A 16,471-nucleotide genomic window follows, 5' to 3' on the forward strand; every position below is an offset into this window, starting at 1 on the left:
TAATTACAAAATTCTAATTTGTCTTTCAGTAATTTAACAAAAGCAGAGAATTTGCAGGGCGCTTCCTATATTTACGGTCATAAAACTTAATTATGAAAAACATCACGGTTATAGGTTCGGGCACTATGGGCAACGGCATTGCACATAGCTTTGCTCAGCATGGTTTTAAAGTTAACATGGTTGATATCAGTCCCGACGCGTTGGCCAAAGGATTAAGCAATATTGAAAAAAACCTGGACAGGCAATTATCAAAAGGAGTTATTGACGAACAAACCAAAACCGCAACCTTAAACAATATAACTACTTATACTGATACGGCAGTCGCTGTTCAAAATGCCGACCTGGTTATTGAGGCAGCTACTGAAAATATCGATCTGAAATTAAAGATATTTAAACAGCTTGATGAGCTTTGCGCAAAAGGCACTATTTTGGCTACAAACACATCGTCAATATCCATTACCAAAATAGCATCGGCAACGGCCCGGCCCGCAAAAGTTATCGGTATGCATTTTATGAACCCTGTACCTGTAATGAAATTGGTGGAGGTAATACGAGGTTATGCTACTACCGATAGCGTTACACAAACCATAATGCAATTAACACAACAATTGGATAAGATACCTGTTGAGGTGAATGATTATCCTGGTTTTGTAGCTAACCGTATTTTAATGCCGATGATCAATGAAGCTATTTACACTTTGTATGAAGGCGTAGCTGGTGTTAAAGAAATTGATACGGTAATGAAATTAGGTATGGCCCACCCTATGGGTCCGTTACAGTTGGCCGATTTTATTGGGCTGGATGTTTGCCTGGCTATATTAAATGTACTGTACAATGGCTTTGGTAATCCCAAATATGCGCCATGCCCGTTATTGGTTAACATGGTAACGGCGGGTAATAATGGTGTTAAAACAGGTAGCGGGTTTTATGATTATAGCCTGGGCGGTAAAGACCTGATAGTTGCTGCCAAGTTTCGTAAATAGCCCGCGGGTCTCGATTTTCAAACTTTTCGAATTTTCATCTGTCATATCTATACACTAATTTATATACCGATGAAAACGATTTCGAAATTCTGTATTGTTATAGCCGCCTCGGCAAGTATGCTTGCCGGCTGTGGCGAAAGTGAATTTGTTGTACGCGAACGTCCTGCAGAGGTGGTGTACGAAAGACCGGCAGCTCCTTATCCCAACGCGGTTTGGATATCCGGAGAGTGGGAACGAAGGGGTGATCATTACGAACGCGTACACGGACATTGGGAACGCCCAAACAACCGCGTTTGGGTTGAAGGTCACTGGAACGAAACCCGCGGTGGTTACACCTGGGTACGCGGCCACTGGCAATAAATGGTAAATCCTGAATAGTGGGTAGTTATTTCAACTACCACATAAATAAAGAAGCGCCTGTAATAGGCGCTTCTTTATTTTTATAAATGCTTCAGTAAAATTATTTGTTGTATAACAATATTTCAATTGCACATGTGCATATTAATTCATTAGCACAATTAAACTACATCCTTTCGGGGACATCGATACCCAGCAAAGCCATACTCCTTTTAATAATGTTTGCCGATGCTGCCGATAGCGTAAGCCTTAGTTGGCGGACATCCATAGCTACCTCATCTTTCAATATAGGGCTATCCTGGTAAAAGCGATTGTAAGTTTTAGCCAGATCGTATACGTAATTAGCAATAATAGCCGGGCTATAATCGCGGGCGGCCTGCATAATGGCTTCTGGATATTGGTTTAAGGCCAGTATCAGGTCCATTTCGGCTGTTTCGAGCGGCTGGTTATAAACATCGCTGCTTGTAGAATAATTAGCTTTGTTTAATACCGAACGGATACGGGCGTGCGTATACTGAATAAACGGACCGGTATGACCCTGGAAATCGATAGACTCGGCAGGATCAAACAGCAAACGTTTTTTAGGTTCTACCTTAAGCAGGAAGAACTTTAACGCACCCATGCCTATAGTGTGGTATAGCTGTGTTTTCTCTTCATCGCCAAAATCGTTTACCTTGCCCAAAGCTTCGGTATGCGTTTTGGCAGTTTGTTCCATCTCATCCATCAGGTCATCGGCGTCCACAACCGTTCCTTCACGGCTTTTCATTTTGCCCGATGGCAGATCGACCATACCATAAGACAAATGGAACAAGCCTTTAGCCCAGCTTTTGCCTAACTTTTGCAGGATGAGGAACAATACCTTAAAGTGATAATCCTGTTCGTTCCCTACCACATAAATGGATTTATCCATGCGGTACTCATCATACTTTAACTGTGCGGTACCCACATCCTGGGTGATATAAACCGAAGTTCCGTTGGCGCGCAGCACCAACTTTTGGTCGAGGCCCTCAGCGGTAAGGTCTATCCAAACAGAACCGTCTTCCTTTTTAAAGAAAACGCCTTTAGCCAGCCCTTCGTCTATAATGTCCTTACCTAATAAATAGGTATCCGACTCATAGTAATACTGATCAAAATCGACACCTAACTTTTTATAGGTTTCGGCAAAGCCGGCATACACCCAGCCATTCATGGTTTTCCACAGGTTGATCACTTCGGCATTGCCTGCCTCCCACTGCTCGAGCATTTGCTGGGCTTGTATAATTAGAGGCGCATTCTTTTTGGCTTCGTCCTCGGTTTGGCCCTGTGCTTTTAACTCGTCAATCTGCTTTTTGTATTCCTTATCAAAAACTACATAGTACTTTCCTACAAGGTGGTCGCCTTTTGAACCGCTCGATTCCGGTGTTTCGCCATTGCCGAACAATTGCCAGGCCAGCATGGATTTACAGATATGGATACCGCGATCGTTAACCAGGTTGGCCTTCACTACATCATAACCATTTGCCTTTAATATTTCGGCAACGGAGTAACCTAACAGGTTGTTACGGATATGGCCCAAATGGAGCGGTTTATTGGTGTTTGGCGATGAATACTCAACCATTACCTTTTCGCCTTTAGCAGGATAAACGCCAAAATCAGTTTTCGCTATGTCATTATATAAACGGCTAATCCAGTAAGCATCGGTAACGCTGATATTTAAAAAACCTTTAATAACGTTGAATGCGGATACATCGGCAAGCTCGTTTAACAAATACTCCCCTATCTCGGTACCCGTTTGCTCGGGCGATTTGCGCGAAAACTTCACAAAAGGAAAAGTAACGATAGTAACCTGGCCCTCAAACTCTTTACGGGTTTGTTGTAGTGTTATATCAGAAGCGGTAATATCTGTATTGTATAAGGTCTTAACTGCCTTGAGGGTTGCATTAACGATAAAATCCATTCGCCAAAATTAATCATTTAGTCGGAAGTCAGGAAAGTTTTAAACTTAAGGCAGAACAAAACACCTAATTCAAAATGACCAGATAAAGTAAATCCGAAATCGAAAACCGCGAAGTGCTCAGCGAAGTTAATTCGAAATCCGAAATTAATAAATAGCTTTGTTTACTACCATGTTTTATGACCTTAACAAGAGAAGATTTTAAGATTGGCGTTGGATCGGAAATTGGCGACCTGCGTTGTTTACTGATCCACAGCCCCGATAGCGGTCTGGGCAAAGTTGTACCTTCAAAAGCGCAAGACTGGCTTTTTGAGGACATTGTACACCTGGATACCGTACGAAAAAACGAGTACGACCATTATATAAAGGTACTGATGTACTTTTTAGACCCGAATAAAATTAAGGGTAAGCTTGCGCAGATAGAAGCAGGCGAAAGTAACCGGGCATTTTTTAAACCGGATAACGCGGCCTTCCACGCATCCACAAAAGTGATAGAGATACAATCGCTATTATCGGATATTTTGCAGGAAAAAGGCATCCGCGAAAAGCTCACCGCTGCGGTTTGTGCTATTGAGAACTGCACCTACGGCCTGCAGCAAATACTAACAGACACACCACCGGTTGAACTGGCCAAGATCCTGATATCGGGCTCGATGGATGGCATGGAGAAAATGATCTTTGCCCCTATCCCTAACTTTATATTTTCAAGGGATATCGGCATTGCCATTAATAGCCATGTGCTGATCAATAAGCCGGCAAAACAGGCTCGCGCCCGCGAAACTTTGCTAATGCGTTATATTTTATTTAACCACCCGATGTTTGCTGCTTACCGTGATAAAATTTTGGAGATACCCGAAAGTATGCAAAGCTTTTTACGCCCCGGTGAAGACAGCGGCGAGAAAACCACGCTTGAAGGTGGCGATGTAATGGTGGTAAGCCCAAACCATGTGCTGATAGGTTGCAGCGAACGTACATCTACCATTGGTGCCAACGCGGCCATTAAATTATTATTTGAAAATAATGTGGTAGATAAAGTTACTGTAGTCAAAATTCCGCATAAGCGCGATTTTATGCACATCGACACTATTTTTACACAGGTTAAACGTAACGTTTGGGTATTACTGGGTTCGTTATCCATCGCCGAAAGGCCCATTAAAGACAGCGACCCGATAGCCTATTTTGCCGATCGCAAGGCCAAAGACAAACCCGAAATTGTTCAGTTTAAAAAAGGTCGCATTGATGAACCGAGGCTGTTTGCCAGTTTGGAGGAATTGCTGGATGATATTAGTCAGAATGATTTAAAAAGTACCGAACCAACCCGGTTTATTTATTCTGGCAATAACAAGTTTCCGTACGATGCACGCGAGCAATGGACAGACAGCTGTAACCTGCTGGCATTAAAAGAAGGCGTTGTTTTGGGCTACGATCGTAACGATAAAACCGTTGACGCGTTTTTACAAAGCGGTTTTAAAACCATAAAGGTTTGCGACTTGTTGGATAAATTTGAAAATAACCAACTACAACCACATGATATGCAGGACACCCTTATACTCATGCCATCATCAGAATTATCCCGTGCGCGGGGTGGTTTCCATTGTATGAGTATGCCGCTTTTTAGAGAGAAGGTGCATGGCTGATAGTCCATAAACCATGGAAGAATTGCATTGCGAAACTATGGTCTATCAACTATGGACCATGGTCAATTACACTTTTTTTAAAAGCACGGCAAAATTGGTGTGGATGCGTTTGCCGATTGCAGCGGGCAACAGTTGCGTAAATTGCTCCATTGCCATTACCATTACCCTGGGCATCCATCTAAGCATTGCCCTTAACTTGCTGTAGCCACCGGTAAAAAAGTTGGTATTATATTTCATGTCCACAAGTTGCAGATTTGCCTTTTTTGCCAGCACGCCCATCTCATCCACGTGCAGCAAAAAGATATGATCTTCGGAATGAGGGCCAAATTGTTTTGATTCGAAAACAGACGCATCTTCCACGTCACTGAATTTTGGCAGGTGATTTTTAAAGTATGAGCCCAAAGGTGTTGAAATAACCACATAACCACCAGGTTTAACCAAGGTTGCCAGTTTGGCTAAAAACTCGTCGGGGTGAGCCACATGCTCTATGATCTCAGTAGCGAGCACCACATCAAAAAGCCGGTCGAACTTTAAATCAAAAGCATTACCGGGCCTATAAGTGATATTGCCGGTTTCGCGTTTCATTTCAACATATTCTGCCAGGTCTTCACGAATATCGTTCCAGGTTACATTGTACCCCAGTTCGGCCAGTGTAAGGGTAAAATTTCCCTGCGATGCGGCTACATCTAAAACATGATCGCCTTTTTTGGCGATGCTTTTGATGAGGCCAATGGTACTATCGCGGCGCATACGGTAGGCATACACATAGCCCGGGTTTTCTGTGGTTTCGCCATAGATCTCCATCAGATCGTACGGGTAGCTGTATTTCCAGCTTGGTTTCCAGGAATCATCAGGAAAAAGGCGTCTCATTTAATCTAATAGTTTTAATTGCTTTAAAAATGAACAAAAAAATCATCATACACTATTTTGATAAGTACTTGTTGTAAATTCAACCCATTATTACTGATAAAATCTATGAGATCGACCGTATTAATGATCCGTCCTGTTCGGTTTGGCTTTAACGAGCAAACCGCAGGCAGTAATGCTTTTCAGCAGCAGGGCATTGACCAGCAAAATGTGCAGCAAAAGGCATTGCACGAATTTGATGCATTGGTTGCTGCCTTACAGGATAACGGTATTAGTGTGATAGTGATCGATGATACGCCGGAGCCGCATACCCCCGACTCGATATTCCCGAACAACTGGGTATCATTTCATGAAAACGGCCAGGTGTTTTTATACCCCATGCAGGCTGAAAACAGGCGGCTGGAGCGACGCGAAGATATTGTAAGAGAGTTGGAAGATAATTTCAATATTGATCAGATTGAAGATCTGAGTTATTTTGAAAGCAAAAAGCAGTTCTTAGAAGGCACAGGCAGCATGGTGCTTGATCGCGAAAACAAGATAGCTTATGCCTGCTTATCGCCTCGCACCGACCCGGAAGTTTTAGCAGAATTTTGTGAGGAAAGCGGTTACCGGGCCGTAGAATTTCACGCGGTAGATGGCAAAGGTAAAGCCATATACCACACCAATGTGCTAATGTGCATGGGCGAAAAATTTGTAGTGATCTGCCTTGATTCGATTACAGACGAAGAAGAACGGACATTGCTGATAGACTCCTTCACCATCACCGGCAAAGAAATTATTGAAATAACATTGGAACAAATGAATGCCTTTGCCGGCAATATGCTGGAACTGGAAAATGATAAAGGCGAGCATTTACTGGTGATGTCCGCCAGTGCATATCATTCGTTAACAACACAACAGATAACCCATCTGGAAAAGTATTGCAAATTGGTTTATGCTGACCTGAACACCATCGAGACCAATGGCGGTGGCAGTGCAAGGTGTATGATTGCGGAGGTGAGGTTGCCTTTGGTTGGGTGAGTGGTGAACGGAAAGTAGTCAATAGACCATGTTTGTTGAATTTAGCTCTGATCGCATCTAATCATATAACCAAATCCGTGTTTATGAAAAATTTATTGATCGTAGTCATTGTCTTTTGTTCGCAAATAGCCTTATGCCAGCAAACCCATAAAACTTCACATAAAAATGAAAAAATATTTGAGATAGATTATGATAATGGACGTGGTGAGCCAGGCGGATCTATATTAAAACTACACTCAAAACACGTATACTAATAATAGACACACAGACGATTAAGAATTCCCCATCGGCAAACAATTTACTCGCAGAATTGATTTATCAGGTAAGCCAAATGGATAAAAGTGCTATTGTATTAAAAAGATAATTTGTTAGATACTTATCATAAACAAAACCCTCTAAATTAAATTACATTTCAACTATTAAAATTCTCGCAACAATTAGGATTTTTTCCATTTAAAAATTACATTTTTGCGCAAATTTTATTCAATCAATAAATGCAGAGTTACCAGGAATTTATTGACCTGAGCGTGGGTTTTCCGCAGGATGGTTTTGAGGTGTATGATGATGAACTATATTTTCATGACCTTAACTTAATGGAAATGATCGAAACGTATGGCACGCCCTTGCGTTTTACTTATCTGCCCATTGTTTCGAAAAAAATACAGCAGGCCAAGCTTTTATTTCAGCAGGCTATCGTTAAAAACAACTATCGCGGCAGCTATAAATACTGCTATTGCACCAAAAGCTCACACTTTAAACATATTGTTGAAGAAGCGCTGAAGAATGATATCCACCTCGAAACATCGTCGGCGTTTGATATGCCGATGATTGACGCGCTGGAAAAAAAAGGTGCACTGAACAAGGAAATGACCGTGATATGCAATGGTTTTAAAACCTATCAGTACAAGCAGTATATTATTGATATGCTGCATGATGGATTTAAAAACATCATCCCGGTGCTGGATAACAAAGAGGAGTTTAATATTTATGATGATGAGGTTGAGCTCTCAACCCCGTGCAACCTGGGTATCCGGATAGCGGCGGAAGAGCAGCCTGATTCACAATTTTATACTTCGCGCCTGGGTATCCGTATGGAGGATATCATCGATTTTTATTACAACAAAATCGAACCGAACCCGAATTTTAAATTAAAGCTGCTGCACTTTTTTATTAACTCGGGTATATCAGATACGCCATATTACTGGAACGAACTGGAAAAGTACGTTACGCTGTATTGCAAGCTTAAAAAGATCAACCCTGACCTGGATACTTTAGATATCGGTGGCGGTATGCCTTTCAAGGATTCGCTGGTATTTGATTTTGATTACGAATACATGGTGAACGAGATCGTTAGCCGTATCAAAGAAATTTGTGCTGAGCACGACGTAATTGAACCGGATATTATTACCGAGTTTGGCAAATATACCGTGGCAGAAGCTTCGGGTATTATCTACAAAGTACTGGGCCGTAAACAACAGAACGACCGTGAACGTTGGCTGATGCTGGATGGTTCGTTTATCACCAACCTGCCCGATGTTTGGGCCTTGAACCAAAAGTACATTTTACTCCCCATTAACAACTGGGATGCCGAATACGAACGTGTTAACCTTGGCGGGATCACCTGCGACGGGCAGGACTATTATAACCAGGAAGCGCACATGAACAGTGTATTTATGCCAAAAACACGTAAAGTACAGTATCTGGCATTTTTCCATACCGGTGCTTACCAGGAGGTATTGAGCGGCTATGGCGGTATACACCATTGCCTGCTGCCATCGCCTAAGCATGTTATTATTCGCCGCAACCGCGATGAAACTTTCAATTTCGAGGTTTTTGGCGAAGAGCAAAATAGCAAGCAGGTGTTAAAGATACTGGGCTATACTACATAATAAAGTAAACTTAAATAACGGGTGTCATAGTGAGCCTGTCGAACCAAAGAGGTGGGCTCTACACTCGTTCTTCGACAAGCTCAGAATGACACCTTTTTCTTTTGAATCATATTTGGCACTAATTCTGCTCCGTTAATATATGAAGATCTTCCAACAGACCTTAACACTTAAACAGCGCAGGCGCGGGTTTCACATCATTACGTCCGAAGTGGTGTATGCCATGCCGCATATTAACCAGATCAAGGTTGGCGTGTGCCAGGTGTTTATTCAGCATACATCGGCATCATTAGCTATTAATGAAAATGCCGATCCTACCGTGCGGCAGGATTTTGAAATGTATTTCAACAAAGCAGTGCCCGAAAACGATCCTGATTATCGTCACGATGACGAAGGCCCCGATGATATGCCCGCGCATTTAAAGGCGGCTATGCTGGGCAGTTCAGTAACCATACCTATCCGCAACGGACGGTTAGCCCTGGGTACCTGGCAGGGTATCTATTTATGCGAACACCGCGATCATGGCGGCGAAAGAGATCTGGTGATAACGATTTGGGGAGAGTAAGTAACCTTAAAGCCATGTCATGCCCTTCTCCGCTTCTTCTCTTTAGTGATGAGGCTTAGCTCACGGCTCATCTGCCCTGCTATAGCAGTATTTTCCTGCGCACGGCGAAAAAGGTATGGCAGCACAGCTTTTACCGGCCCGTAAGGCACGTACTTGGCTACATTATAATGCGCGTGCGCCAGGTTAAAACTTAAATTATCGCTCATGCCTAATAACTGTGAAAAGTAAACATGCGGATGATGATGGTCAACCTTGTGAGTATCCAGCAGATCGGCTAAAATACGGCAGCTATCTTCGTTATGCGTACCGGCAACAAAGGCTATCTCTTTTATATTTTCGATGCAAAATACCAAAGCTTTGTTGTAATCAATATCAGTTGCCTGTTTGGTTGGCTGGATGGGCGACGCATAACCCATTTCAGCAGCGCGTTTACGCTCTTTCTCCATATACGCACCGCGCACCAGTTTGGCCCCCAAATAAAAAACTTCAGCTTTAGCTACGCTATGATCCTGCTGCATCGATACCAGCTTATCATGACGATACAACTGGTAAGTGTTATAAACTATAGCTCGCGTACGGTTAAAGGCCCGCATCATATCCAGCGCAAGCATATCAATAGTATCCTGTATCCAGCTTTCTTCGGCATCTATCATTACCGGTATATCCAGCAAATGCGCCTTTTCGCATATCGAACGTACCCTGTTTTGTACTTTTTCCCACTCCTGCTGCTCGGCTATCGTTAATTGCTGTTTAGCATCAAGCTTCTCTAATAACGCAAAGCGGCCAACACCGGTTATTTTAAATACGGTTAACGGAATAGCGGGATCTCCTTTGGCACGCTCAATGGTCCGAATGATCTCTTGCCGGGTTTCATCAAAAATATGCTCCTCATCCTCACCCTCAACCGAATAGTCAAGTATGGTACCTACGCCACCCTGCGCCAGGTTTTTAATGGTATCATCGCATTCGGCTATAGTTTCGCCACCACAAAACTGTTTAAATATTGTTGCGCGGATAATTCCCTTAATGGGTAAGTGTATTTTAAGTGCAAAATTGGTTATCGGTGGGCCAGCCTTAACAAAAAAGTTGATGTTGATAAACTTAAACAGCCACCACGCACGTTTTAATGATGAGTTGGACGCGTGGCGAAAGGCGATCTCGGTATTTTCAAAAGAAAGTTCGTTACCCCTTTGGGGGGCATTGTCGTTTTGGGTCAGCATAGTGCAAATTTATAAAATGCTCATTATTATAACTCATTATTGAATGAATAGTTTATTTTTGCCGAACCGATGATCGAATTCAAACTAACTGAAGAATATATCCATTTGATCCAGTTACTTAAGGCTACGCACCTGGTTACTACAGGCGGTGAGGCACAGATAGCTGTTGTAGAAGGCGAGGTAAAATACAACGGTGAGGTTGATACCCGTAAGCGCCTTAAAGTGCGTACAGGCGACATAGTAGAGTTCCGAGGCAATAAAATTTTAGTGAAGTGATCCCCAATGAATAAGATAGACAGTATAAGTTACCCTATATACTTTAATAACATAACCAACGGCCTTGATGAGTTTATCAGCGCCGGCAAGTACTCCCGTTTTTTTATTTTAACCGATGAACACACCGGAAAATTTTGCCTGCCTTACATACAGGAGCGCCTGAAGAGCAATCCCGACTTCGATCTGATTGAAATAAGCGCAGGCGAAGAGAGCAAGAGCATTGATTTTTGTGTAGGTATCTGGAAAAATCTGATCGATTTTGGTGCCGACCGTAATGCGTTGCTGATCAACCTGGGCGGTGGCGTGGTTACCGATCTTGGGGGGTTTGCTGCATCCACCTATAAACGCGGCATCGATTTTATACATATCCCTACTACCCTGCTTTCGCAGGTTGATGCTTCGGTTGGCGGTAAAACCGGTATCGATATTTTTAACCTCAAAAACATCATCGGCACATTTACACAGCCTAAAGCGGTGTTTATTGAGCACGCCTTTTTAAATACTTTGCCAGCAAGACAGATCAAATCGGGCCTGGCCGAGATGTTAAAACATGGCTTAATAGCCGATGCCGCTTATTGGGATATGCTTAAAAACAGCGACCTCGAAAACCTGAACGCCAAATTGATACAGGACTCTATCGAAATAAAAAATAAAGTTGTTATTGCCGACCCTACCGAACGCGGCTTACGCAAAATATTAAACTTTGGCCACACCATCGGCCACGCTATTGAAAGCTACTCGCTGGATAACGACGAAGATCCACTTACCCACGGCGAAGCCATTGTAGCCGGCATGATATGCGAAACCTGGCTATCGCATCAAAAAGCAGGATTGTCGCTAAACCAGATGCAGGCCATTATTAATTTCCTGCTTGGTCTTTACGGCAAATACGAGATCCATGAAAACTGCTATCCTTTTTTAAATAACATTATGAAAAAGGATAAAAAGAATGTGAACGGCAAGATCAATTGTTCACTGCTTGCCAACATAGGCGAATGTGTGATAGACAACATTTGCACCGATGACGAACTTTGCGATAGCTTACGTTATTATGCATCGTTAGAGTATGCACGCGCATGATGTAAAAAGCCAGGCAGCTATTTTACTGGTAGCTATGTTGATCGTTTTAACATTAATTGAAATGATTTTCAGCTATGTCCAAAACAGGCATTACTACAACAACCGTGATACCGTAAACAATATATACTTAACCTTTTTAGCCTTTTTGTTTAATTTGGCCGTAAAAGGGAGCACATTTTTTATCCTCGATTATTTTTACCGTTTCAGATTCTTTCAAATCAGTAACACGTTTTGCTATTGGTTTGCATTAGTAATAATACAGGATTTTTTGTATTGGCTGCTACATTACACAGGACATTATTGCCGGGTGTTTTGGGCCATGCACGTAACTCACCATTCGAGCGAATATTTTAATTTCACTACCGGCTTCAGGGCAACGGTGTTTGAACCGCTGTACCGCGCAATTTTTTACTTACCGCTTGCGCTGATGGGTTTTAATGCTCTCGATATCTTATATGCCTACCTGGTTACACAACTTTATGGAAACATAGTGCATACCCAATACGATATCAAGTTACCTAAATGGTACAGCTGGATATTTGTAACCCCGGCCCACCACCGCATACATCACGCGTCAAATATCCCCTATCTTGATAAAAACATGGGGATGGTACTTATTATTTGGGATCGGATGTTTGGAACATTCGGCTCAGAGCAACCGCGCGAACAAATTAGATACGGCCTCACTAAACAACCCGAAAAACTGGGACCAGTCGGTATTATCTTTCATGAATGGAAGGCGCTCATCCATGATGTTAAACAAGCTCCCGGTATAAAAACCAAATTGCAATATCTGTTCAAGGCTCCGGGTTGGAGTCACGATGGCAGCACCCAAACTGCAAGAGTATTGCAGAAAGCATATAAGGACGCATCGATAAAGAAAGAACTAAAAAGACTCCCCGGAATCCGGAGAGGCTTTTCCAATTTTATTTAGCCGGTTTAAAAGTATTGTTACCGGGATTAACATCAGGTAACTGAGTGTCCGGATCTAGCGTTACCTCATCAATAGCGGTTGTTGATGGATATTTGAATGTCCAGGTAGCACCGCGCTGCCATATTTCAACCGGCAGGTGCACAATTTCGGTTTTGCCATTACTCTGTTTTATTTTTAAATCAACCGGCATCACTAATTTCTCTTTGTTTACCAGTGTGATCAAAGCTCCCTTTTCGGGATTACCATCCACGTAAGTTACATTGGTAATAGCCTGATCCAGTTTCCAGGTGGTAAAGAACCAACCTTTCCACAACCAGTTCAAGTCTTCGCCTGCTGCATTGTTCATCGACCGGAAAAAGTCATACGGTGTAGGATGCTTCATGGCCCATTGCTGTATGTAGTTGCGGAAAGCGTAATCAAATCTGTCGTGCCCTAAAACCACATTACGCAGCATATTCAGCGCTAATGATGTTTTGCTGTAATAGTAACCGTAGTCACGCAGGCCCATAGCTTCGGGCGGTGTCATCAAAGGATCGGCCATTCGCGGCATAGCACGCGACATCGCTTTGGCTGGCCTGTCGGCCGACTTATAGTATTCTCCTTTATTGAACATCTCGGTAGCATATTCATTAATAAAGGTATTAAAGCCTTCATCCATCCACATGTATTTCCGTTCGTTAGAGCCTACGATCATCGGGAACCAGTTGTGCCCTATTTCGTGGGTAACATCGCCCCAAAGACGCCCGTTCTTCAAGTTATTTAAGCAAAATATAATGCCAGGATACTCCATACCCAATGCTACGCCCGCAACACTTACAGCCGAATTCCAGGGATATTCATAATAAGCTTTTGAATAGATCTCCATGCTGTATTTCAGGTATTCGGTTGATCGCCCCCATGAGTCGTTACCGGCACTCTCGGCCGGGTAAGCCGACATGGCAATACCTTTACGGCCCGATGGAAAGTTAACCCTTGCTGCATCCCAGATAAATGCTTTTGATGCCGCCCACGATACATCACGGCTATTGAGCATTTTAAAGTGCCAGGTGAGGTTACCGGTAGCATCAGGGCGGGTACCCTTCTCGCCTACTTCGCCTTCTTTAACTATCATTATTGTTTTGTCGCTTTCGCGGGCCTCTTTTAAACGTGCTATTTGTTTGGCGGTTAATACTTGTTCCGGGTTTTGCAGATCGCCCGATCCCACAACGATCATATCAGATGGTGCGGTTATGTAATAATCAAAATCACCATACTCACAATAAAACTCACCCAGGCCCATATAAGGTAAGGTATTCCATCCTTCTACGTCATCATACACACACATGCGCGGATACCATTGGGCAATTTCGTATACATATCCTTTTTTAAACTTTTTGCGGCCCATACGGTCGGCACCATAAAAGGGGATCGAAAAATCATAGGTAACCTTCACATCAATCTTATCTCCTTTGGCACCAAGCGGCGTATTTAACCGTATCTGCATACGGGCATCTGCTATTACCGGTGTAACGGCATAACTTTTACCATTATAACTTAGGGTAACGGTTTTAATATGATAGCCGCCGCGGCTAAAGCCTTTTACATCAAAACGATCGCCGTCAAGCGGTGTGGTTGCTGCCCCGCGCGAGTCGGGCCTAAACAGGTTTTGATCAAGTTGCAACCAAAGATAATCCAACTTATCCGGACTATTATTGGTATAAGTGATCCCAACTTCGCCGGTAATGGTGGTATCCTGCGGGGTTTCGTTTAAAGTAGCTTTAATTTGGTAATCGGCTCGGTTTTGCCAGTATTTTGGCCCGGGCTGGCCTAACGCCGACCGTACTTCGGTGCCGGTAATTGGCCAGGTTATGGGGCCAAATGTTTCCTTATGGTCGTACCTGGTAGAATCGTTGATTATTTGGGCTTGTGATTGTTGGTTAAATGAAATAATTGCTGCAGCCAGCAAAAGAAGTGAACTAAACTTGATATAACGCATATGTTAATTTGGGTAAACCGCAAATAAACCAAATTAATGCCAATAATTAAACCTGCGGTTAAATAGTATCAAAATTGTTATGAGGTTGTCAGGCAGGCAACAAGATATAAACAATTATAAACCAAATCATTACAGTTTAATAAGAGTTAATCACTTCTGCTATTTAATGATCAGATGCAATAACCACCTGACCTGCACCTTTAGTTTTTTTAACCACCAGCAGTAGCAAGGGCAGTGTGAGCAAAAAAAACACGCCAATAAGCTGGTACGAATCAAGATAGCTCAACAGGGTTGATTGTTTCACCACGATGGTGTCGATAACTTTCATCGCCTTTTCACGCGCGTCTATCCAATCGATACCTTTTTGATGAAAATTAGCTGTGTAAATATTGATCCTGTCGACCGCCAGTTGGTTTGCCGCTGTAATATGCGATACCATATCTGTCCGGTGCGATGCAAAACGTCTTGCTGCATAGGTATTGATAATAGATATTCCGAATGATCCGCCCAACTGCCGCATCATGTTATTAAGCGCTGTGCCTTGAGGCATATCTTTAGCTTGCAGTGTTGATACCGCTAACGAACTTAAAGGCACTGTCAATAATGCCATCCCGATAGCCCTGAATATCAGAGTAAATGTTATAGCTTGCGCCGAAGTATCCAAACTCATACCCGACATACGGAAGTTAAAGTAGATAAAGAATAAAAAGCCTATCCCGGTTATCAATACCGGCGAAACACCTTTTTGCAATAGCCTGCCTGTGAGTACCAAAGCCACCAACGCAAAAATAGCTCCCGGTAATAGCAGCATACCGCTTTGCGATGGCGTAAAATTCAATAAGCGTTGCGCAATGACCGGTGTAAGAAATATGGATGTAAACATGCCTATCCCGGTAACAAAGGTTAACACCGCCGCCACACTGAGCGACCTGCTTTTTAACACCCGCAGGTTAACTACCGGGTTAGGTATTCGCAGTTCCCATATTACAAATGAGGTTAAGGTGATAATAGCTAACACCGTTAGAAAAATGATGTAGCCGGCAGAAAACCAATCGTCGGTTTCGCCGCGCTCCAATACGGTTTGCAAGCTGCCTATACCTATGGTTAACAGAATAATACCCAGCCAGTCGACTTTGGTAACCTGTGTTTTAACGGCCGACTCTGGCAGTAAAAAGTAGCACGAAATGGCGGCTAATATGCCTATAGGAACGTTGATATAAAATATCCACGGCCACGAATAATTTTCGGTAATAAAACCACCAAGTGTTGGGCCAACGGTTGGTCCGATGAAGATACCGATGCCAAACAAGGCGCTGGCCATACCCATTTTCTCTTTCGGAAACTGCTCATAAACTACCGCTGCTGATACTGACAATAATGCACCGCCACCAAGCCCCTGTAAAAACCTGAAGAATACCAGCATCCATATTGAGGTAGCCTGCCCGCACATCAGCGAACACACAATAAATAAAATAACCGAACCGATATAATATTTGCGCCTGCCCAACATATTGGTTAAAAAGCTTGTCATCGGAATAATGATCACATTTGCTATGGCATAAGAGGTGATTACCCAGGCGGTATCTTCCAGGGTTGAACCCAGGTTTCCGCTCATATAGTTTAGCGCCACGTTAACTATCGAAGTATCTATCAGCTCCATAATGGCTGCACAAATCACCGTGATGATCAATAGCTTTCTTTTAAATCCGTTCATTTTATTTATATTTTATACCAATTG

General features: G+C 42.9%; 14 protein-coding genes. 9 read left to right on the forward strand and 5 right to left on the reverse strand.

Annotation, left to right across the window (positions count from 1 at the left end):
- Window positions 1-92: 92 nt before the first annotated feature.
- Both ACFGVR_RS20955 and ACFGVR_RS20960 read left to right on the forward strand, forming a co-directional pair.
- Entirely contained in the window at window positions 93-983 is an 891-nt protein-coding gene (locus ACFGVR_RS20955; protein ID WP_448699490.1) for a 3-hydroxyacyl-CoA dehydrogenase family protein, read from the forward strand.
- Window positions 984-1,052: 69 nt separating this feature from the next.
- Window positions 1,053-1,343: a hypothetical protein gene (locus ACFGVR_RS20960; RefSeq protein ID WP_448699491.1), complete on the forward strand. Its 291-nt coding sequence runs from the start codon at window positions 1,053-1,055 to the stop codon at window positions 1,341-1,343.
- Window positions 1,344-1,506: 163 nt separating this feature from the next.
- On the opposite strand, the gene argS is transcribed toward ACFGVR_RS20960, so the two are convergent.
- Window positions 1,507-3,276, reverse strand: a complete 1,770-nt coding sequence (argS, locus tag ACFGVR_RS20965) for an arginine--tRNA ligase (RefSeq protein WP_448699492.1) — start codon at window positions 3,274-3,276, stop codon at window positions 1,507-1,509.
- Window positions 3,277-3,452: 176 nt separating this feature from the next.
- Between argS and ACFGVR_RS20970 the strand changes: the two genes are divergently transcribed.
- Window positions 3,453-4,910: an arginine deiminase family protein gene (locus ACFGVR_RS20970; RefSeq protein WP_448699493.1), complete on the forward strand. Its 1,458-nt coding sequence runs from the start codon at window positions 3,453-3,455 to the stop codon at window positions 4,908-4,910.
- Between the two features lie 66 nt (window positions 4,911-4,976).
- Here the strand turns inward: ACFGVR_RS20970 and ACFGVR_RS20975 are convergent, their stop codons facing one another.
- Window positions 4,977-5,780, reverse strand: a complete 804-nt coding sequence (locus ACFGVR_RS20975; RefSeq protein WP_448699494.1) for a class I SAM-dependent methyltransferase — start codon at window positions 5,778-5,780, stop codon at window positions 4,977-4,979.
- Between the two features lie 105 nt (window positions 5,781-5,885).
- Between ACFGVR_RS20975 and ctlX the strand changes: the two genes are divergently transcribed.
- From ctlX to ACFGVR_RS20990, 3 genes are all read left to right on the forward strand, one after another.
- A complete protein-coding gene (gene ctlX, locus ACFGVR_RS20980; RefSeq protein ID WP_448699495.1) occupies window positions 5,886-6,797 on the forward strand; it encodes a citrulline utilization hydrolase CtlX in 912 nt (303 codons plus the stop codon).
- Between the two features lie 494 nt (window positions 6,798-7,291).
- Entirely contained in the window at window positions 7,292-8,686 is a 1,395-nt protein-coding gene (locus ACFGVR_RS20985; protein ID WP_448699497.1) for an arginine decarboxylase, read from the forward strand.
- A 139-nt stretch (window positions 8,687-8,825) separates the two neighbouring features.
- Entirely contained in the window at window positions 8,826-9,248 is a 423-nt protein-coding gene (locus tag ACFGVR_RS20990; RefSeq protein ID WP_448699499.1) for a secondary thiamine-phosphate synthase enzyme YjbQ, read from the forward strand.
- Between the two features lie 17 nt (window positions 9,249-9,265).
- Here the strand turns inward: ACFGVR_RS20990 and ACFGVR_RS20995 are convergent, their stop codons facing one another.
- Window positions 9,266-10,468 (reverse strand): proline dehydrogenase family protein, encoded by a 1,203-nt coding sequence (locus ACFGVR_RS20995; protein WP_448699501.1) that lies wholly within the window; start codon window positions 10,466-10,468, stop codon window positions 9,266-9,268.
- Between the two features lie 69 nt (window positions 10,469-10,537).
- On the opposite strand from ACFGVR_RS20995, the gene ACFGVR_RS21000 reads away from it, so the two are divergent.
- The 3 genes from ACFGVR_RS21000 to ACFGVR_RS21010 are packed head-to-tail and all read left to right on the forward strand — an operon-like array spanning window position 10,538 to window position 12,758.
- The gene (locus ACFGVR_RS21000) at window positions 10,538-10,744 is read left to right on the forward strand and encodes an RNA-binding S4 domain-containing protein (protein WP_448699503.1); all 207 of its coding nucleotides are present in this window, start codon (window positions 10,538-10,540) and stop codon (window positions 10,742-10,744) included.
- A 6-nt stretch (window positions 10,745-10,750) separates the two neighbouring features.
- Window positions 10,751-11,824, forward strand: a complete 1,074-nt coding sequence (gene aroB / locus ACFGVR_RS21005) for a 3-dehydroquinate synthase (protein ID WP_448699504.1) — start codon at window positions 10,751-10,753, stop codon at window positions 11,822-11,824.
- Window positions 11,811-12,758 carry a sterol desaturase family protein gene (locus tag ACFGVR_RS21010; protein ID WP_448699505.1) on the forward strand — a complete coding sequence of 316 codons (948 nt, stop codon included), beginning with the start codon at window positions 11,811-11,813 and terminating at the stop codon, window positions 12,756-12,758. Before aroB ends, ACFGVR_RS21010 begins: the two co-directional genes overlap by 14 nt.
- Here the strand turns inward: ACFGVR_RS21010 and ACFGVR_RS21015 are convergent.
- Together ACFGVR_RS21015 and ACFGVR_RS21020 are read right to left on the reverse strand one after the other, a co-directional pair.
- Window positions 12,751-14,733 carry a M1 family metallopeptidase gene (locus ACFGVR_RS21015; RefSeq protein WP_448699507.1) on the reverse strand — a complete coding sequence of 661 codons (1,983 nt, stop codon included), beginning with the start codon at window positions 14,731-14,733 and terminating at the stop codon, window positions 12,751-12,753. The two genes, ACFGVR_RS21010 and ACFGVR_RS21015, sit on opposite strands and share 8 nt — an antisense overlap.
- A 163-nt stretch (window positions 14,734-14,896) precedes the next feature.
- Window positions 14,897-16,447, reverse strand: coding sequence for a DHA2 family efflux MFS transporter permease subunit (locus tag ACFGVR_RS21020; RefSeq protein WP_448699508.1), 1,551 nt, complete (start codon window positions 16,445-16,447; stop codon window positions 14,897-14,899).
- Window positions 16,448-16,471 lie beyond the last annotated feature (24 nt).

Source organism: Mucilaginibacter aureus (genome assembly GCF_053514885.1).